Source organism: Rhodanobacter sp. A1T4, assembly GCF_014207185.1.
GTDB lineage: Bacteria > Pseudomonadota > Gammaproteobacteria > Xanthomonadales > Rhodanobacteraceae > Rhodanobacter.
The window spans coordinates 126,625-145,297 of record NZ_JACHCP010000009.1; the positions used below are offsets into that span (position 1 = coordinate 126,625).

Below are 18,673 nucleotides of genomic sequence, written 5' to 3' on the forward strand. Positions count from 1 at the left end.
GCGTCACTCAACTGTCTTTCCAGTATTCGAGTATGTCGGCGTAACCACCCAGTAGATTCCACAACGGCACCTGCTTGTCTTCGGGAATGTGGCTGTAGGAAAAGCCGATGTGATGATCGGAAATCCGGGCAACCGACGCCTCGAGATGGATGTGCAGGTTGTGGCCGAATATCATATCGAGCACCCAGCGCTGCCCCAGCTCGCCGGCCCAGCCGAGCGGGCGTCGCAGTAGGGCTCCGGTTGCCGAGATATCCACCAGCTCGGTCGGGTGCGACTCGTCATGTCGGCTCATCAACACTGTTGTCTCGATTTGCATTCGAGCAGGACGCAGTTGATCCGGCTCTTTCCCACTATTTCCATTTTCATTGATCGTCATCGTCTACCGTCCATTTTGCGCTCACGCTTGCCAGCCTCGACAAACGCTTGACCCCATCTTCCTGAAAGCGGCCTCTGCGTCATTGGGTAACTCTCGTCCACTCCCAATCATCGCATCCGCCACAGTCATTTGCGTGAAACGCTGATGCCTGAATTTTGAAACCAAAAACCAATTTTGCTGTTATGGCGAATGGCTAAGCAATCGGCGTGCCACTCGACGAAATGCATCATTTATGCCCATTTGACAGTACAAAAACACAGCAACTTTCCCAGTGAATCGGAAATCGTGAAGCGTTATACCAACTCAAATCCCTTCGCTCCGAATGCAGGCTCGTATTTCGCCTCACCCAACGGCATCAGACGTCACGCCATGCCGTGGACAGACGCTTTAGGTCACATCCGGCCCATCCACTCGCGCTACTGCATAACGAGGTAACACGATATTTATCGATCAAGTAAAGGAAGGGCTGAAGCTGGCAGCCACCAAGTTGTAAGTGCAAATTAAGCGCATTGACTGGACTTGTCGCAAAGCAGCCGCTACTCTCTGGTTGCGCGCGGTTCCATGGGAACTAGGCATGTCGACAACACTCGATAGCCAATGGCAACTGCCGATGCTCTTAAATCGATCGATTGAACAGTCAGCGGCTTCCATTTAGCCTCACTGACCTGCGTACTTACCGCGGCTGACAACCCGGATCTGGCGCACAACGGTCGCCCGCGGCCCGCCTGACCGAACCACGACTGCGTGGATTCATCTTGCCCGTCGCGACGATGACGCTTGACGCGTGTCGACTGAACTGATTTTTGAAACAGGTGTAATCGGGGACGCCCCTCCGCCGTCTCGTTTCGAGTACGGATATTCCCCGGGTGGTATCGATCCCGGAATGATTCCGATCTGATGAATGCACTGCCAGCCGCTGAAGGCGGCCCAACGATATGTATTGATGAGCACTGAGCCAGTCGAGCCCGAGAGCCCGGTAGCCACACCAGCTGACGCATTCGCGTCGATACCGCAGCAGCAGGAAATGCCGCTGGCTATCGTTCGCGGGCAGCCGATGCTGCAGATGCCGCAGGATCTTTACATTCCGCCGGATGCGCTTGAAGTCATACTGGAAGCGTTCGAGGGACCGCTCGATCTGCTGCTGTACCTGATTCGCCGGCAGAACCTGGACATTCTCGACATACCGGTCGCCGAGATCACCCGGCAATACATGACCTACATCGAGCTGATGCGCGATGTGATGCGACTGGAATTGGCGGCCGAATACCTGCTGATGGCCGCGATTCTGGCCGAGATCAAATCGCGGCTGCTGCTACCGCGACCGCCGGCCGAAGAGGGGCTGGAGCTCGATCCACGGGCTGAATTGGTGCGACGTTTGCAGGAGTACGAACGGTTCAAGCGGGCAGCGGAAGATATCGAAACGCTGCCTCGGCTCGAACGCGACACTGTCGTGGCGCATGCGGAGGTGGGCGAGCGCAATGTCATCAAGTTGCCGCCGCCGCTGGAATTGACCGAGCTGCTGCTGGCATTGAAAGACGTGATGCATCGGGCGGAGTTGTTCGGGCATCACGCCATCAAGCGTGAGGCGCTCAGCGTGCGTCAGCGCATGGGCGAATTGTTGAGCCGGCTGGATGACGGCAATTTTCACCGTTTCGAAAATCTGTTCGACATCAGCGAAGGCCGCCTCGGCATCGTGGTGACCTTCCTGGCCATGCTGGAACTGGCCAAGGAATTGCTGGTGGATATTGTGCAGGAGGAGCCGCTGGCGCCGATTTACGTGAAGGCGAAAGTGAGTCAATCCGAGGAATACACGGAGACGGATACCGATGACGCGCGGCGAGATTCGGCATCGGTCGAGCCTTCGCTCATCGAATCGGGTTCCAAATAGCTGTACTCCAAATAATCGTGATCCAAATGAAGCGGCAATCAACCAGGCAACAACCATTGAATCGGCATCCGACCTAAGGCACATGCAGATCGAGCAACTCAAACCCATTATCGAGGCTGCCCTGCTGGCCTCCAGTCAGCCGATGACGGTTCATCAGCTGGGCGACATCTTCAACGAAACCGATGACGTCAGCCCCGAACTCATTGCCCGTGCACTCGAAGCGCTGGGCAGTGACTGCGACGGTCGTGGTGTCGAACTCAAGGAAGTAGCGTCCGGCTTTCGTTATCAGGTGCGTCAGGACGTACACGCCTGGATATCGCGGCTGTGGAGCGAAAAGCCCAGCCGCTATTCACGTGCCCTGCTGGAAACACTGGCGTTGATCGCCTATCGCCAACCGATCACGCGTCCCGAAATCGAACAGATTCGTGGTGTGGTGGTGTCGTCGAACATCATCAAGACAATGGAAGAGCGCGAATGGATCCGCGTGGTTGGCTACCGCGATGTGCCTGGCAAGCCTGCGCTGTTCGGCACGACCCGCGCCTTCCTCGACTACTTCAATCTGAAATCGCTGGACCAGCTGCCACCGTTGTCGGAAATCCGCGACATGGAAGATCCGCAGCTGCGCTTCGAGCAGGAGCCCCTGCCCGTGCGTATTGCGCGCGACCTGCCCATAGATCCAGATGGTGAAGACCTTACCGAAACGGACGTCGCGCAAACCTCCGAATCCGACGATACGAAGCACGACGAGACATTACACGTATCAACCGATGCTAGCCGTTATCACGAAAACACTGAACCCAAAGCCGACGCTGAGGCGACGGTCGACCCAATCGAATTAGACGAGCACCGCTCCGAAACGAGCGCGCGCACTGAGCTTCCCCCTTCCACTGCCGATGAGGCAGCGACCCCCGCGGACGTCGAACCCGACGACGCCGAACAAGATACCGAGGAGTACCGCGCATGAATGCGCCGCAAAAATCCGTTCTATCCCTGAAGCGCGAGCCACGCAACGAAGCCGAAGCCCAGTTGGAAGAGCGCCTGCACAAGGTGCTGGCCAACGCCGGACTCGGCTCGCGCCGCATGCTCGAGCTGCGCATTCAATCCGGCGAAGTCGAGTTGAATGGCAAGCCTGCCGAGATCGGCACCAGCGTACATGCCGGTGACCGCGTGGTCATCGATGGCAAACAGTTCGTCGTTGCCACCGATAACCGCGATGAGACCGAAGTGCTGGTGTATCACAAGCCCGAGGGCGTACTGACCACCCGCGATGATCCGGAAGGACGCCCGACCGTGTTCGAGCAGCTGCCGCGCCTCAAGGGTGCGCGCTGGGTCGCCGTCGGCCGACTCGACATCAACACCACCGGCTTGCTGCTGCTCACGACCGACGGCGAACTTGCCAATGCGTTGATGCACCCCAAGAGTGGCCTCGAGCGCGAGTATCTCTGCCGCGTGCATGGTGAAGTGCCTGACGAGATCATCGAAAAGCTGAAATCCGGCGTGGAACTGGATGACGGCCCCGCCCGTTTCGACGATATCGCCGTGATAAGCCGCGGTGGCAGTCACAGCTGGTTTCGGGTAGTTATCCGCGAAGGCCGCAATCGCGAAGTGCGCCGCCTGTGGGATTCCCAGGGTTTCCTGGTCAGCCGCCTCAAGCGCATCCGCTACGGCAGCATCGAACTGCCACGCGGCCTGCGCCGTGGCGATTGCGAAAACCTCGACGAGGCGGCCGTAAAGCAACTGCGCCAGACCACAGGCACCAGCATGCCGCAGCCCGTGTTGACGCTCAGCCCGGTACTGCACCAGCGCCGCGCCAACCGCAGCGTGACCGAATATCGCCCTGAGCGCGGTAGCAGCACTGCCTGGACAGCCAGCCAGGATGAAGGTCGCGAGCTGCGCGCCTACGACCGTATCCGCGAAGAACCGAGTCGCGGCCGCAAGCCGCCCAATCGCGGCGGCAAGGAAGTCAACGGCAACGTCGTTCGCCCTGAGCGCGGCGCCGGTGGCAAGGGGCGACGCGTAGCGCCAGGTCAGGAACTGCCATCGGTGCGCACCTGGTTTGCCGGTGAAAGCCGCGATGGTGCTGGTGGCGGCCGACCTGGCGGCACAGGTCCACGCGGTGGCGCAGCCGCTGGAAATCGTCGACCCGGCGGTGGCAAGCCGTTCGGCGCTCGACCGGGCGGCGAAAGTCGCGGTACCGGCGCCCCCTACAGCGGGTTCGGTGGCGATTCACGGGGTAACAGCGGCAACCGCAGCGCCGCAGGTCGCCCCGCTCAAGGAGCCCGTCCACAAGGTCAGGGTAATGGCAATCAGGCCAACGGAAATCAGGCATATGGCAATGGACGTCCAAGCGGCCAAGGCAGTGCTCGTCCGCAAGGATCAGGTCGTCCCCAAGGCCAAGGCGGAAACCGACCGCAGGGTGCTGGGCGGCCGCAGGGCCAGGGCGGCAATCGTCCACAGGGCGCAGGTCGACCGCAGGGCCAGGGTCAAGGTGGTCCTGGTGGTGGACGTCCGCAGGGACGTGGCGGCAACCGCGGCGGCAATCGCTGACCAGCTCGCGTAGTTCAGTTCAGCCGAAAACAAAAGCTGCCTGATGGCGGCTTTTGTTTTTCCATTAATAAACCCATCAGCTAGCTGATAGCCAGACGTTTCTTCACTGCTTCAGAGCGCCAATCGTCGCATCATCGAACTGGCGCGTAATCGGCAATCCGCGAATTTTCTGAAACTGGCTGATTGCGGTCGATGTACCAGGCCCGGAACCGCCGTCGACTTTGCTCTTGTACAAACCCGTGTCAGCGATAGAGAAATCGTCGGGCGACTTCGGCGCCCCATCTACCCCAAGCTTGCCGCCCGTCCCAAGGCCACCCTCAACGCTCTGCGGTGCGTAGGCGCGGACGGCCTGCGCCAGCTGGTTATAGGAATCCAGAAACGCAGCCGCAATGACCTTGCCTTCCGGCGTATCAACTCGGAATTGCACTGCAACGACATCAGAAAAAAACTACAAAGTAAGGCTGAACTCGTCGGCGTCCATCCAGGCTGGAAAGCGTTCGCGATGGGCGAGCAACGACACTGGATCGAGAGTGACTGTTACCACCTGCTCCTGCACACCCAATTCGAGCAGCGGGTCACCCAGCGGATCGATCACCGCGCTATCGCCAGCATAGGGAAGCTCGTTGCCGTCGACACCGACACGGTTCAGGCCAATCACGTAACTCAGATTCTCGATAGCCCGCGCGCGCAGCAACGTACGCCACGGCTGCCGACGTGGCGCCGGCCAGTTGGCCACAAAGATCGAGAGGTCGTAGTCCATGCCACCTGTTGCGGAGGCCAACCGCCGATTGCGCAGCCATACCGGAAAGCGTAGGTCGTAACAAACCTGCGGCAGGATGCGCCATCCCTTCAACTCGACAATCAAACGTTGATTGCCGCCGCCATAACGCGTGTGCTCGCCAGCCATGCGAAACAGATGACGTTTGTCGTACTGCAGGTAGCTGCCATCAGGCATCACCCACAAAAGCCGGTTGTAGACGGTATCGTTCTCGCGGATCGCCAGGCTGCCGCAGATCACCGCACCGACTTCAATCGCAAGCGAGCGCAGCCATGTCACACTCGCGCCGTCCATAGTCTCGGCGCTGGCGCGCGTGTCGTTGCTGAAGCCGGATAGAAAAGTCTCCGGCAGCACAATCAGGTCACTGCCTGCCGCCTGCCTGACGAGTGCGCCGTAATACTCGCGATTGGCCGGCGCGTCGTGCCAGCGTGTGGCGCCTTGCACCAGCGATACCTTCAGACTTTGCATCTCGGACGACATTATTTCCGGCACAGGCGTATTCATAGCTGGCACAGCCTTTCGGCGGCCGCATCCATGGTCGCGTCGCTTTTTGCAAAACACAGGCGAAGCAAACGTGTGCCTGGAGCGCTTTCGTAAAACGGCGTCAGCGGAATCGCGGCCACCCCACCCTGCAGCAACAGCCAACGACTGAAAGCCAGATCGTCCTCATCACGGATGGCTGAATAATCCACCAGCTGGAAATAACCACCCGGTACGTCAAGCAGCTTGAATCGCGATGGTCTCAGCAAGTCGCGAAAGCGATCGCGCTTGGTCTGGTAGAACGCAGGCAATTCCATATAGTGCTCAGGATGGTTCGCCATGAATTCCGCGAACGCGACCTGGGCCGGATGAAAGGTACAAAACGTGAGGTACTGATGCACCTTGCGGAACTCCGCCGAGAAAGCGGCCGGTGCAATCGCGTAGCCCAACTTCCAGCCAGTGCAATGATAGGTTTTGCCGAACGAGGAAATCACGAAGCTGCGATCGGCCAGCTCGGGATGCCGCAACACGCTCTCATGTTGGGCGCCGTCGTAAACGATGTGCTCGTAAACCTCATCGGACAAAACCACGATGTCGGTATCGCGAACGATGGAAGCGAGTTCTTCGAGATCGGCCGACGAAAGCACGGCACCGCTGGGATTGTGCGGGCTGTTGATCAGGATCATCCGGGTCTTGGGCGTGATCGCATCGCGTACACGCTGCCAGTCGATCGAAAAGGCAGGTACGGTCAGTGGAATGTGCACCGCCCGAGCGCCCTGCAGCTCGATCGCCGGTTCGTAACTGTCGTAGGCTGGATCGAACATGATTACTTCATCGCCCGCGCGCACCACGGCGGCGATGGCGGAAAACAGTGCCTCGGTAGCACCGGATGTCACCGTAATTTCCGTATCGACGTTGACCTTGCGACCGTAAAGCCGTTCCGTCTTCAGCGCGATCTGCTCACGCAACGGAGCGATGCCATGCATCGGTGCGTACTGGTTGCGGCCTTCGTTCATGGCCCGATTCAAACTATCGCGCAACGGCTGCGGCGGCTCGAAATCCGGAAAACCCTGACCTAGATTGACCGCCTTGTGTTCCATCGCCAGTTGGCTCATGACCGTGAAGATGGTGGTGCCGACCTTGGGAAGCTTGGTATCGATGATCATCATTCAGCCGTATGGATGTCTATAGATAGATTGGGTCATTTAGCGTAGCGCATGGATCGCTGCGCGCAAGTCAGGAAGCTGGCGTCGATGTCACAGGAAGATCCTCTAGCGGACGCTTCTTGCACTGCTGATGCTTGATCAATGTGGCTGCCGGTAGACGCTCGGCCAGAAAATCGACCAGCGCGCGCACACCCGGCAGCATGCCGCGCCGGCTGGGGTAGACAAAATGCATGATGCCCTGGGGCACACTCCACTCGGGCAACACAACTTCCAATTCGCCTCGGGTGATCGCTGGCGCGCAGACAAATTCCGGCAACAGCGCGATGCCCATGCCACGTCGTGCGGCCTCCAGCAACAAAGCGAAGTCACCGGTAATCAGGCGAGCCTGCATCTCCACGCTGACCTGCTTTCCATCGGCGCCAATCAGCTCCCATACCTGCGCGCCCTCATGCTCCCGCATGGACAACGCTGGCAGTTGAGCGAGTTCATCAGGCTTTGTCGGACGCCCCTGACTATCGAGAAGGATCGGACTGGCTACTAACAAAGTATTGCCCTGGCCAAAGCTGCGAACCACCAGATTGGCATCCGTATCAAGCTTTGAGCGGACCCGAATGGCCAGATCGAAGCCTTCGCCGATGACATCAACACGACGGTCACTCGATGTTACGCGGACCAGCATTTTCGGATACTGCGCAAGGAAATCCGGCAATACATGGGCAAGCACGGTCTGAACCAGCGAGACCGGACAGCTCAGCCGAACCACGCCACGCGGCTCGGCGCGCAGTTCATCGACGGCGTCCTGTGCGGCCTGGGCCTCTTCCAACACGGCGCGACAGTGTCCGTAAAACCGCTCACCCACTTCGGTGACGACAAAACGACGTGTGGTTCGCTGCAGCAGGCGCACACCCAACCTTTCCTCCAACTGGGCCACGCGCTTGCTGAGCCGCGACTTGGGTACGCCCAACGCCCTGCCCGCTGCAGAAAAACCACCGTGATCGACCACGGCGGCAAAAAAGTAGAGGTCGTTGAGGTCCTGCAAGGCACCCGCCAATACCGTCATGATCGTTTCCTTGAAAGAACGACTCGTTCGATTATCGCCATCTTATCGCCACATTGTTCTGAATGTATGGTGATTGTATTGCCGGGCAACCGGCGCACTGAGACACTCCAATGAAACTTCTTCATATTGATTCCAGCGCATTAGGCGGTTACTCGGTTTCGCGCCAGCTAAGCGCCGATATCGTAGCCGAGCTCAAGCGTCAGACTCCTGATGTTGAAATCAGCTACCTCGACCTTGCCGCTGAGCCGCTCGCGCATTGGACACCTGCCGTCGCAGACGCCAGCACCGCCGAAGCCACCTTGGGTAATGCGCTGGTGGAAGGGTTTTTAGCGGCGGACGTCGTCGTTATAGGCGCGCCGATGTACAACTTCGGTATTTCCAGCCAGTTGAAGGCATGGATTGATCGCGTCGCTGTGGCTGGCAAGACCTTTCGCTACACGGAAAACGGCGTTGAAGGCCTGGCCAAAGGCAAGCAGGTGATCATTGCATCCAGCCGCGGTGGAATGTACGTCGAGGGCCCGTTTGCAGCTTTTGACCATCAGGAAACCTACTTGCACGCGGTGTTCGGCTTCATCGGCGTCACCGACCTCACCTTCGTACGCGCCGAAGGGGTCGCCATCAGCCCTGAAAACAAAGAGCAAGCACTTAAATCGGCGCAAAGCTCGATACCTTCGATCGTTACAAAGCTGGCAAAAGCCGCCTGAGTTCAACAAATCGAGCACGAAACCAACGGCCCTGCGGGGCCGTTTTTCGTTTAGGCCTTTCTAAACATCAATAAAAACAGTGATGTGGATCTATAGGCCATCAGTCATGTTGCCAAAGTGCGTCTCTACTATTGACGACTATTGTTTTGGTGTTATAGTTAACTACAACACCGGTTAACGAGTTCACCAAGGAGAGTCGTCATGAAAGCACTGAATCAGAAACTGATCGCCACCGTCGCCGCCGTACTGCTGACTTCCGCCAGTCTGATGACCACGGCCACCTTGAGCATGGCTCCACAAAATGCCGCCGCCCAAGAGATCAATGCCAACGAAATCCATGGCCTCAAAGTCACCAATCTGCACGAGGTCATTGTTCATCCAAGCGCCAGCGACCTGCGTTCTGCCAGCCTTCTCACCGACATCGGCGCCGCTGGCTTCGCCTCGCTGTCATCACTCGGGCGAGTTGGCGAGGATGGCGGCACCACGCAGCTGAGCCTGCTCGGCTCGCAACTGGCCATGCCCTACTATTCGTTTGGCAACAAGTTCGGCCGTATCAGCAAGGAATAATTGAATGACCATTACCTGGAACGACAGCGTCCCGATCTACCGCCAACTGCACCAGCGTGTCGTGGCGATGATCCTGGACGGCGCCTTGAACGAAGGTGACCCGCTGCCGTCGGTACGCCAGGTGGCCGCGGATTTTCAGATCAATCCGTTGACCGTTTCAAAGGCGTACCAGGAGCTGGTCGACGAACAACTGGTTGAAAAACGGAGGGGCTTGGGCATGTTCGTTATTGAAGGCGCTCGTGAAGCGCTACTGAAATCGGAACGCGAGCGCTTTTTGCGCGAAGAGTGGCCCGTGCTGTTTGCACGACTGCAGCGGCTGGGCCTGGATCTCAAGACCCTGCTGCGCGAAGCCGGCACGCATGGCGACGCCAACGTCAACGACAAGGAACCATCATGAGCGCGGTGATTACGGCCACTGGCCTGAGCAAGCGCTACAAAAACTCGGTGGCGCTGGACAACGTGAGTTTCCAGATTCCCGCGGGACGGATCGTCGGCCTGATCGGACCCAACGGCGCCGGCAAGACCACGGCGCTGAAAGCCATTCTCGGCCTGACCGACTTCTCCGGCCAGCTCAACGTACTCGGCCTCGATCCGCGCAAGCAGCGCGACAAGCTGATGGAACAGGTCTGCTTCATCGCCGACGTGGCGGTGCTACCGCGCTGGCTGCGAGTAAGCGAGGCGGTTGATTTTGTCGCCAACGTGCATCCGCGGTTTGATCGCGCCAAGTGCGAAGCCTTTCTCGCCCGCACCAAGCTCACGCCTTCGATGCGTGTGCGACAGATGTCCAAGGGCATGATCGTGCAGCTGCATCTGGCGCTGGTGATGGCTATCGACGCCCGCCTGTTGATACTCGACGAGCCGACGCTGGGCCTAGACATCCTCTATCGCAAGCAGTTCTATCAAAACCTGCTGGAAGACTACTTCGACGAAAACAAGACCATCATCGTCACCACCCATCAGGTGGAAGAAGTCGAACATATCCTCACCGACCTCATGTTCATCCGCGACGGCAAGATCGTGCTGGATTCCGACATGGATGCGATTGGCGAGCGCTTTATCGAAGTGATGGTCAACGGCGATCGTGCCGAGGCAGCCCGCGCCCTGAAGCCGCTCGACGAGCGTCAGGTGTTCGGCAAAAGCATTTTTCTGTTCGACGGCGTCGAGCGGTCAACCCTGGAGGCAATGGGCGAAGTCCGTCGACCATCCGTCAGTGACTTGTTCGTCGCCACCATGAAGGGAACCTACGCATGAAAACCTTCTACTGGCTCGTTAAACGCGAATTCTGGGAACACCGCGGCGGTTTTTTCTGGGCGCCCCTGATTAGCGGCGGTGTCTTTCTAGTGCTGAACATCATGGCGCTGATCACCGGCGAAGTACTCGGTGGTCGTGGCAGCACGCACTTCAATATTGCCGGTGGCCTGAACCTCAACGGCCATCTGGATGCCGACATGCTGGGCAAGATCGGGGCGGGACTGGACATTGCGATGTACGTGGCCGCCGGACTGGTACTGATGATCATGGCGATCATCGTGTTTTTCTACTGCCTCGGCTCGCTATACGATGACCGCCGTGACCGCAGCATCCTGTTCTGGAAATCACTGCCGATTTCGAATCGCGATACCGTGTTGTCTAAAGTCGTCAGTGCCACGATCGTTGCGCCGGCCATTGCCTGCCTGTTTGGTACCTGCGCCGGCCTGCTACTGCTGCTGATCGCCGCATTCACCGCCTCGCTGCATGGCTTGAATATGTGGCAACTGTTGATGAATTCGCACCCGCTAATGGTCGCCATCAACCTGATCACGCTGATTCCGCTGTATGCGATCTGGGCATTGCCGACCGTGGGCTGGCTGATGTTCTGCTCGGCCTGGACGCGCAGCAAGCCGTTCCTTTGGGCTCTGCTGGCACCGCTGGCCGCCGGCGTGATCGTGAGCTGGTTTGGTCTGATGGGCCTGTTCAATCTCGGCTCGGGCTGGTTCTGGAAGAACATTGTCAGCCGCATGCTGTTGAGCCTGATACCGGGTGGCTGGATTCGTGACACCACACCGATCGACAACGAGCCGCACGATCCATCGGTGTTGCTCGATCACATCGGGCTGGCCCACAACTACGCCGCCCTCGCCTCGCCCGATCTGTGGATTGGCGCCGTCGCCGGCATCGCACTGATCACCACCGCGATCTGGTTCCGCCGCTGGCGCGACGACAGCTGATTTTTCTGATTTTCGATCGAATTCGAGACAAGGAGAACACTCGTGAAACCCATCACTTACAGCGCCCTCGCATTCATCCTGCTACTGCCCCTGACCGCTTGTGGCCAATCCGGCTCACAGCCTGGCGCTGCCGACAATGCAGCATCGGCAACAAAGGACGCCAGCGAACAAACCTCGTCGGTCATTTCCGGAGAGATCCAGAAGGCGATGCAGGAAGCCAAGCAGGAGCTGGCCACCAAGAATATCGATGTCGATAGCGTTCACATCAGCGGTAACCACCATAGCAACGACAACTCGCGTCCCAAGGCCGAGATCACACCTCAGGGCGATCTGTTGATCGCGAGCAAGAAGGTGGCGGCCACGCCGGCACAACAGACGCTGCTGCTGGACTACCGCAAGCAGATTGTCGGTATTGCCGAAACCGGCATGGACATCGGCACACAGGGCGCCGATCTGGGCGTCAACGCTGCCAAGCAAGCCGTGTGGGGCGCGCTAACCGGCAAAAGCGACAAGGACATCGAAGCAGCGATCAAGCCACAAACTGACAAGATCGAAGCCTCCGCCGCCAAGCTCTGCCTGCGCCTGCCCGACCTGCTATCCGCCCAACAGAAACTGGCCGCGGCGATGTCCGAGTTTCGGCCTTACGCAACCATGCAGCAGAAGGACGTCGACGATTGCGGCAAGGACATGAAGGACAGGGACGGCAAGAAAGGCGTCGCGGTGTTCTCCGACTGATCGGCACAAGCACTAGGCTCCGGTAGGTCGAAGTGAGCTCAGTCAATGCTAAGACAAGCCACGCGCCCCCACCGCTACTACCGCTGGAACGATGCAATAAAGATCACTTACGTTATCGGGCTCAAGACAACTCATTAAGGGCCAATCACTTTATGAAACCACGCACGCTTGCCAAACTGTTGATCTCTGGACTGCTGCTATCAACGACGCTTAGCGCACAAAGTCTTTATTCGTTTGTCGTCAGCCGAGCAACTTCTTCAGATCGCCATTGATACGCAGGTAAGCGCTGACCAACAAAAGACTGGCCTGGACTGCCAGAACCGCGTTCGACTATCGACCAATAAAGAAACTGGAGCAAATCCTCATGCCCGCCTTGCATAGCAAGTGCCTGATATTCGCACTCATCGCCCTGGTGTCGGGCTGCCAAGACCGCACAACAACAACGACCGTAGTCACCGAAAACTCCAGCATGATGAATGGCTATATTTCGCTGAAAGACAATACGGTCGTACTCAGACCCGACGGCGTTCCGCAAGCCATCATCAGCGCCGCTGGCGACTTCACCATCGACGGCGACGCAGTTGTAGTTTCGCCAGACCAACGCAGCCTGTTCAAAAACTACTACAGCGGCGTGCTGGCAATCCGTGATCACGGTATTGCCACCGGTGCGGCCGCCGCAGGAATAGCAGGAACCGCGTTGAGCAGCGTCGCCCAGGGTCTGGCCAATGGCGAGACCAAGAATATCGATGCAGAGGTGAGTGCCAGCAGGGCGAAGGTCGAAGCCCAGGCCGAAAATATCTGTCGCGACCTGGCGCAAGCTTATGCTGCTCAGGAAAGTCTGGCGACTCAACTCGATGCGTTCAAAGCTTACGCGGTAATCAAGGGCGACGAGGCAGATGACTGCCTGCACAACGTTAAAGGTAACCGGCACGATCAATAACGCGACATTGATGCAGCGACAGCATTGGTTTCCTTCACATCGATGCGACGATCACCTGTCGTGAATGCCGCCACGCGTCAAGCTCAGCGGATCAAGCAGCTTCTTCAACTCGTCCTTCGATAGCCCGGTAGTTTCCAGCGCCACGTCGATGATCGGGCGATGCTCCTTGTATGCCTGCTTGGCGGTCGCGGCGCCCTTTTCGTAGCCGATCACCGGGTTGAGCGCCGTCACCAGAATCGGATTCATAGCCAGCGCCTGATTCACCCGGTCGGTATTCACCTTGAAGCCTGCAATGGCCTTGTCGGCCAGCAGGCGGGACACGTTGGCCAGGATGCCGATCGACTGCAGCAGGTTATGCGCGACCAGCGGCAGCATCACGTTGAGCTGAAAATTACCGGACTGTCCCGCAATCGTGATCGATGCATCGTTGCCGATCACCTGCGCGGCAACCATCGCGGTCGCCTCGGGAATTACCGGATTGACCTTGCCCGGCATGATCGACGAACCCGGCTGCAGCGCTGGCAGCTCGATCTCGCCCAGACCAGCCAGGGGACCGGAATTCATCCAGCGCAGGTCGTTGGCAATCTTCATCAGCGCGACGGCCAGCGTCTTCAGCTGGCCGGACAACTCCACGGCAGCGTCCTGAGAAGCCATACCTTCGAAATAATTGCTGGCCGATTCAAACTTCACGCCGGTGAGCTTTTTCAACTGCACCGCCATCGCCGGCCCGAACTTCGGATCGGCGTTGATGCCGGTACCTACCGCGGTGCCACCCTGCGGCAGGCGACGCATACGCTTGAGGCTGTCCTCGATACGCTCGATCGTCGAGGCAATCTGTGCCGACCAGCCGGACAACTCCTGACCGAAGGTAATCGGCATCGCATCCATCAAATGCGTGCGGCCTGTCTTGGCGACTTTCTTGAGCTGGCGCGAACGACGGTCCAGCACGCGCTGCAAGTGTTTCAGTGCCGGCAACAGCTTTTCGCTGACGGTGAGCGTGGCGCTGACGTGGATCGCGGTGGGAATCACATCGTTGGAGCTTTGCCCATAATTGACGTGATCGTTGGCATGCACCTTGGTTCCAGCCTTCACCGCCAGATGCGCAATGACCTCGTTGGCATTCATGTTGGTGCTGGTGCCCGAGCCGGTCTGGAAGATATCGATCGGAAACTGTGCGTCGTATTCGCCATTGGCCACCGCCAGCGCGGCTTTTCCGATCGCGCTGGCCTGGTTTTTTTTCAGATAGCCCAACGATAGGTTGACGTCGGCGGCGGCGGCCTTGATCAAGCCGAGCGCACGAATAAATTCACGCGGCAAGTGCAAGCCGGAAATAGGAAAGTTATCGATCGCGCGCTGGGTTTGTGCACCATACAGCGCATCAATAGGCACCTGCAGCTCGCCCATGCTGTCGTGCTCGATCCGGAATTTGCTCATTGCTGCCGTCCTGTTTTTCGAAAAGGGTGTCTTGAAGAAAAATCGATGGAGCGTTCTTTCACGATAGGCCTGATCCTCGACAATTCAAGAGCCAGCCCCCGACGATACGAAACGGCGCAGCATCCGCACGTTGTAGAATGTGCGCTTTGCCGCCTAACGGAACCGTCGATGTCATCCCACGCCCTGACCGCCCTGTCCCCACTGGATGGCCGCTACGCCAGCAAGGTCGAGCCGCTGCGTCCGATCTTCAGCGAGTTCGGCCTGATGCATCGCCGGGTGCACGTTGAAATCGAATGGCTGCTGGCGCTGGCGGCCGATGCGCAAATTATCGAACTGCCAGCGTTCACCGCCACGCAGATCAAGACGCTCAAGGCCATCGCGACCGATTTCAGTGTCGATGATGGCGCACGTATCAAGGCGATCGAGGCCACCACCAATCACGACGTCAAAGCGGTCGAGTATTTCATCAAGGAAAAACTGGGCGCCGACGCCAGCCTGAAACAGGCACTGGAGTTCGTACACTTCGCCTGCACCAGCGAGGACATCAACAATCTGTCCTACGCACTGATGCTGCGCGACGCACGCGAACAGGTGCTGCTGCCAATGTTCGAGGGAGTCATTACGCAGCTGCGCGAGCTTTCGCACGCCAACGCCGCGCTGCCGATTCTGTCGCGCACGCACGGCCAGACCGCTTCGCCCAGCACGCTAGGCAAGGAAATCGCCAACGTGGTCGCGCGCCTGCAGCGTCAACGCAAGCAGCTCGCCGCGGTGGAAATTTCCGGCAAGATCAACGGTGCCGTCGGCAATTACAACGCGCACGCCATTACCTATCCGGAAGTGGACTGGCAGCAATTTTCGCAGCGCTTCATCGAAAGCCTCGGGCTCGAAGTGAACGCCTATACCACCCAGATCGAACCACACGATGGCGTGGCCGAATACTGCGATGCGGTGCGCCGAGCCAACATCATCCTGATCGATCTGGCACGCGATATCTGGGGTTACATCTCGCTGGGCTATTTCAAGCAGACGCTGAAAGCTGGCGAAGTGGGATCCTCCACGATGCCGCACAAGGTCAATCCGATCGACTTCGAGAATGCCGAGGGCAACTTCGGACTGGCCAACGCCCTGCTCGGCCACTTCGCGGAAAAACTGCCGATCAGCCGCTGGCAGCGCGATCTCACCGATTCGACCGTGCTGCGTGCGCTGGGCACCGCGTTCGGCCACACGCTGATCGCGCTCGAATCGTTGAAGAAGGGACTGGGCAAGCTGACCGTCAACGCCGATCGCCTCGCTGCCGATCTTGACGCAAGCTGGGAAGTGCTGGCCGAAGCCGTGCAAACCGTGATGCGCCGCTATGGCCTGCCCGAGCCGTACGAGCAGCTGAAGGCGTTGACCCGCGGTCAGGGTATTACCCGCGAGTCGATGCACACCTTTATCAGTGGCCTTGATCTACCGGCAGATGCAAAACAGCGGTTGCTGGCACTCACGCCGGGCAGTTATATCGGTCTGGCGGATGAACTGGCCAAAGCGATCTGATCTGCCGCCTTTGGACGCAGGCCGCCACAGGCATTAAACGAGTGATCTGCCCGGTCTGATCACGCACAGCTACAATCTGCGGATGGCCAACTCCAAACTACCCCCAAAGTCACTGCCGCTCGAAGTTCGCGGCAGCACGAAGCATCCGCTCGGCATGAGTCCGGCACACTTTCTGCGCGACTATTGGCAGAAGCGACCGTTACTCATCCGCAACGCGTTCCCCGATTTTGAGCCGCCGCTGCAACCGGACGATCTGGCCGGACTGGCCTGTGAACCCACCGTCCTGGCGCGACTGATCGTGCACGATGAAAAGCGCGATCGCTGGCACGTCAATCCCGGCCCCCTGAGCGAAGATGATTTCGCCAAAACGCCGAAAGACCATTGGACGCTACTCGTCCAGGACGTCGATAAATGGGACGCCGACGTGGCCACGTTGCTGGAGCCTTTCAGTTTCCTGCCGAGCTGGCGCGTCGACGACATCATGATTTCGTACGCTGAAGAAGGCGGTGGCGTCGGCGCGCATGTCGACCAGTACGATGTGTTCCTGTTGCAGGGTCTGGGCCAACGGCACTGGGCCATCAGCACCGATCCAGGCGCGCCGAAGGATTTTCGCCACGACGTGGAGCTGAAGCAGCTCGCCCATTTCGAATCGACCCACGAATGGATGCTTGATCCGGGCGACATGCTTTATCTGCCACCCGGCGTGCCACATGACGGCGTGGCGTTTGGCGGACCGTGCATGACGTTCTCGATAGGCATGCGTGCGCCGTCGCAAGCCGAACTTACTGGCGACCTCGCCGACCATATCGCTGAGCATCTGCCGGAAGAACTACGGTACGCCGACCCCGATCTGACGCCAGCCAAAGCAACCGGCGAGATCGACCGCGCGGCCATGGAACGCCTGAAAACCGCCCTGCCGTTCGCCGCCGCGCTGAACGATGCGATGCTGCGCGACTGGTTTGGTCGATTCATCACCCGCTACCGCAACGCTCAGGTTCCGGTGCCTTTGGACAAACCACTCGACGATGCCGCGCTCGGCAAACAGCTCGATGCCGGCGCCACCCTGCTGCGACATCCGTGGTCGCGCATGGCGTGGACACGCGCGAAGTCCAACGGCACGCTTTATGTGAGCGGTCACGCGTATCCGGCTACAACGGCACTTGCGCAACAACTGTGCGAACAACGCGAGTTTGTTGTCATACACAAACCCAATGTCGTCGAACGCACGCTGCTGCTGGCGCTGGTCAACGATGGCCACCTGCTGGTCAGGAAACCCCGTCGCCGGTGAAACTGCAGAACTTCCATGTCGATGTCGCCCACTGGTCGCGCGAGCGCGATCACGAAGCGTTACTCGGCATTCGCCAACAGGTTTTCGTGGTTGAGCAAGGCGTGCCTGAAGCGCGCGAACGCGATGGGCTAGATCCCGATTGCTGGCATGTGCTGGCCCGCAACGAAGCCGGCCAGCCTATCGGCTGCGCGCGACTGTCGCCCGAGCACAAGATCGGCCGCATGGCGGTGCTGAGCGAATGGCGTAGCCAAGGCGTCGGCATGGCGTTGCTGCGCGAACTCATAGCACGCGCCCGCACGCTGGGCTGGGGCGAAGTCACCCTCGCGGCGCAGGTCAGTGCGATGGGTTTCTATGAGCGCGAGGGTTTCATCGCCCATGGTGACGTGTTCGACGATGCCGGCCTGGCGCATCGTTCCATGTCGTTGAAGCTTGCGACCACCGCCAGCGATGAAGCAGAACCGGTTCGCGATATCGAGGCACTGCCAGTCACCAACCGCATCGAAACCGCAGCCGCACGCAAGCAAGTGTTGAGCGATGCGCGCTACCGGCTCTCCATCCACTTGCCTCTGCTCGGCAACGACATCTATGCCAGCGCAGATGAACTGGCCGAATTCCGGCGTATTGCAATCTCCGGTCGTCACGCGCAGATCCGCATCCTGCTGCACGATCCGGCTGCGGCGCTACGCAACGATCATCGCCTGATCGCCCTGGTGCAGCGCCTGCCCAGTACCATGCAGATCCGCATGCCAACCGAAGAGGCTGACCTCGGCGACATCTCGGCCTATCTGCTCAACGATGTTGGCGGCTATGTGTTCCTGCCCGAAGCCGACCGCCCACAAGGTCGCGCGGCGCGAAATGATCGCGCCTCCGCCGCGCCTCTGCAGAAGCACTTTGATGAGCTGTGGGAGCGATCGGAGCGCGCCGGCGTGCTGCAGACGCTCAATATCTAAGCCTCATCGAGTTATCG

19 protein-coding genes are annotated in these 18,673 nt (G+C 59.1%); 13 read left to right on the top strand and 6 right to left on the bottom strand.

Translation table 11 applies throughout. The annotated features are described in order from the left end of the window. Window positions 1–7: 7 nt before the first annotated feature. Window positions 8–376 (bottom strand): PilZ domain-containing protein, encoded by a 369-nt coding sequence (locus HDE80_RS17800; RefSeq protein ID WP_184673120.1) that lies wholly within the window; start codon window positions 374–376, stop codon window positions 8–10. A gap of 1,024 nt (window positions 377–1,400) precedes the next feature. On the opposite strand from HDE80_RS17800, the gene HDE80_RS17805 reads away from it, so the two are divergent. The 3 genes from HDE80_RS17805 (at window position 1,401) to HDE80_RS17815 (ending at window position 4,811) form a co-directional block, all read left to right on the top strand. Next, complete coding sequence (locus HDE80_RS17805; protein ID WP_255483938.1) at window positions 1,401–2,264, top strand: ScpA family protein; 864 nt, start codon at window positions 1,401–1,403, stop codon at window positions 2,262–2,264. Between the two features lie 82 nt (window positions 2,265–2,346). Further along, window positions 2,347–3,228: an SMC-Scp complex subunit ScpB gene (gene scpB / locus HDE80_RS17810; protein ID WP_184673124.1), complete on the top strand. Its 882-nt coding sequence runs from the start codon at window positions 2,347–2,349 to the stop codon at window positions 3,226–3,228. After that, window positions 3,225–4,811 (top strand): pseudouridine synthase, encoded by a 1,587-nt coding sequence (locus tag HDE80_RS17815; protein WP_184673126.1) that lies wholly within the window; start codon window positions 3,225–3,227, stop codon window positions 4,809–4,811. The genes scpB and HDE80_RS17815 overlap by 4 nt, the downstream gene beginning before the upstream one ends. Before the next feature lie 103 nt (window positions 4,812–4,914). On the opposite strand, the gene HDE80_RS22390 is transcribed toward HDE80_RS17815, so the two are convergent. The 4 genes from HDE80_RS22390 to HDE80_RS17835 all read right to left on the bottom strand — a co-directional run bounded on the left by HDE80_RS22390 (window position 4,915) and on the right by HDE80_RS17835 (window position 8,295). Beyond that, on the bottom strand, window positions 4,915–5,238 hold the full coding sequence (locus tag HDE80_RS22390) for a peptidoglycan-binding domain-containing protein (protein ID WP_184673128.1): 324 nt from the start codon (window positions 5,236–5,238) through the stop codon (window positions 4,915–4,917). A 21-nt stretch (window positions 5,239–5,259) separates the two neighbouring features. Further along, entirely contained in the window at window positions 5,260–6,069 is an 810-nt protein-coding gene (locus HDE80_RS17825; protein WP_184673300.1) for an amidohydrolase, read from the bottom strand. A gap of 20 nt (window positions 6,070–6,089) precedes the next feature. Further along, window positions 6,090–7,235: a pyridoxal phosphate-dependent aminotransferase gene (locus HDE80_RS17830; RefSeq protein ID WP_184673130.1), complete on the bottom strand. Its 1,146-nt coding sequence runs from the start codon at window positions 7,233–7,235 to the stop codon at window positions 6,090–6,092. A gap of 70 nt (window positions 7,236–7,305) precedes the next feature. Then, a complete protein-coding gene (locus tag HDE80_RS17835; protein WP_184673132.1) occupies window positions 7,306–8,295 on the bottom strand; it encodes a LysR substrate-binding domain-containing protein in 990 nt (329 codons plus the stop codon). Window positions 8,296–8,405: 110 nt separating this feature from the next. Here HDE80_RS17835 and HDE80_RS17840 point away from each other — a divergent pair, with 110 nt between their 5' ends. From HDE80_RS17840 to HDE80_RS17870, 7 genes are all read left to right on the top strand, one after another. Beyond that, window positions 8,406–8,999, top strand: a complete 594-nt coding sequence (locus HDE80_RS17840) for an FMN-dependent NADH-azoreductase (RefSeq protein ID WP_184673134.1) — start codon at window positions 8,406–8,408, stop codon at window positions 8,997–8,999. A gap of 201 nt (window positions 9,000–9,200) precedes the next feature. Then, the gene (locus HDE80_RS17845) at window positions 9,201–9,566 is read left to right on the top strand and encodes a hypothetical protein (RefSeq protein ID WP_184673135.1); all 366 of its coding nucleotides are present in this window, start codon (window positions 9,201–9,203) and stop codon (window positions 9,564–9,566) included. 4 nt (window positions 9,567–9,570) lie between these two features. Next, the gene (locus HDE80_RS17850; protein ID WP_184604685.1) at window positions 9,571–9,963 is read left to right on the top strand and encodes a GntR family transcriptional regulator; all 393 of its coding nucleotides are present in this window, start codon (window positions 9,571–9,573) and stop codon (window positions 9,961–9,963) included. Further along, the gene (locus tag HDE80_RS17855) at window positions 9,960–10,817 is read left to right on the top strand and encodes an ABC transporter ATP-binding protein (protein ID WP_184673137.1); all 858 of its coding nucleotides are present in this window, start codon (window positions 9,960–9,962) and stop codon (window positions 10,815–10,817) included. The genes HDE80_RS17850 and HDE80_RS17855 overlap by 4 nt, the downstream gene beginning before the upstream one ends. Next, on the top strand, window positions 10,814–11,773 hold the full coding sequence (locus tag HDE80_RS17860; RefSeq protein ID WP_184673139.1) for an ABC-2 transporter permease: 960 nt from the start codon (window positions 10,814–10,816) through the stop codon (window positions 11,771–11,773). The genes HDE80_RS17855 and HDE80_RS17860 overlap by 4 nt, the downstream gene beginning before the upstream one ends. A gap of 42 nt (window positions 11,774–11,815) precedes the next feature. Continuing rightward, window positions 11,816–12,508, top strand: a complete 693-nt coding sequence (locus tag HDE80_RS17865) for a hypothetical protein (protein ID WP_184673141.1) — start codon at window positions 11,816–11,818, stop codon at window positions 12,506–12,508. Window positions 12,509–12,872: 364 nt separating this feature from the next. Then, window positions 12,873–13,448, top strand: a complete 576-nt coding sequence (locus HDE80_RS17870) for a hypothetical protein (protein WP_184673143.1) — start codon at window positions 12,873–12,875, stop codon at window positions 13,446–13,448. A gap of 51 nt (window positions 13,449–13,499) precedes the next feature. Here HDE80_RS17870 and HDE80_RS17875 read toward each other — a convergent pair whose 3' ends face one another. Next, complete coding sequence (locus HDE80_RS17875) at window positions 13,500–14,882, bottom strand: class II fumarate hydratase (RefSeq protein ID WP_184673145.1); 1,383 nt, start codon at window positions 14,880–14,882, stop codon at window positions 13,500–13,502. A 168-nt stretch (window positions 14,883–15,050) separates the two neighbouring features. Here HDE80_RS17875 and purB point away from each other — a divergent pair, with 168 nt between their 5' ends. The 3 genes from purB (at window position 15,051) to HDE80_RS17890 (ending at window position 18,656) form a co-directional block, all read left to right on the top strand. Then, window positions 15,051–16,418 carry an adenylosuccinate lyase gene (purB, locus tag HDE80_RS17880; RefSeq protein WP_184673147.1) on the top strand — a complete coding sequence of 456 codons (1,368 nt, stop codon included), beginning with the start codon at window positions 15,051–15,053 and terminating at the stop codon, window positions 16,416–16,418. Window positions 16,419–16,500: 82 nt separating this feature from the next. Then, window positions 16,501–17,706 carry a cupin domain-containing protein gene (locus tag HDE80_RS17885; RefSeq protein WP_184673149.1) on the top strand — a complete coding sequence of 402 codons (1,206 nt, stop codon included), beginning with the start codon at window positions 16,501–16,503 and terminating at the stop codon, window positions 17,704–17,706. Then, the gene (locus HDE80_RS17890) at window positions 17,703–18,656 is read left to right on the top strand and encodes a GNAT family N-acetyltransferase (protein WP_184673151.1); all 954 of its coding nucleotides are present in this window, start codon (window positions 17,703–17,705) and stop codon (window positions 18,654–18,656) included. The genes HDE80_RS17885 and HDE80_RS17890 overlap by 4 nt, the downstream gene beginning before the upstream one ends. Window positions 18,657–18,673 lie beyond the last annotated feature (17 nt).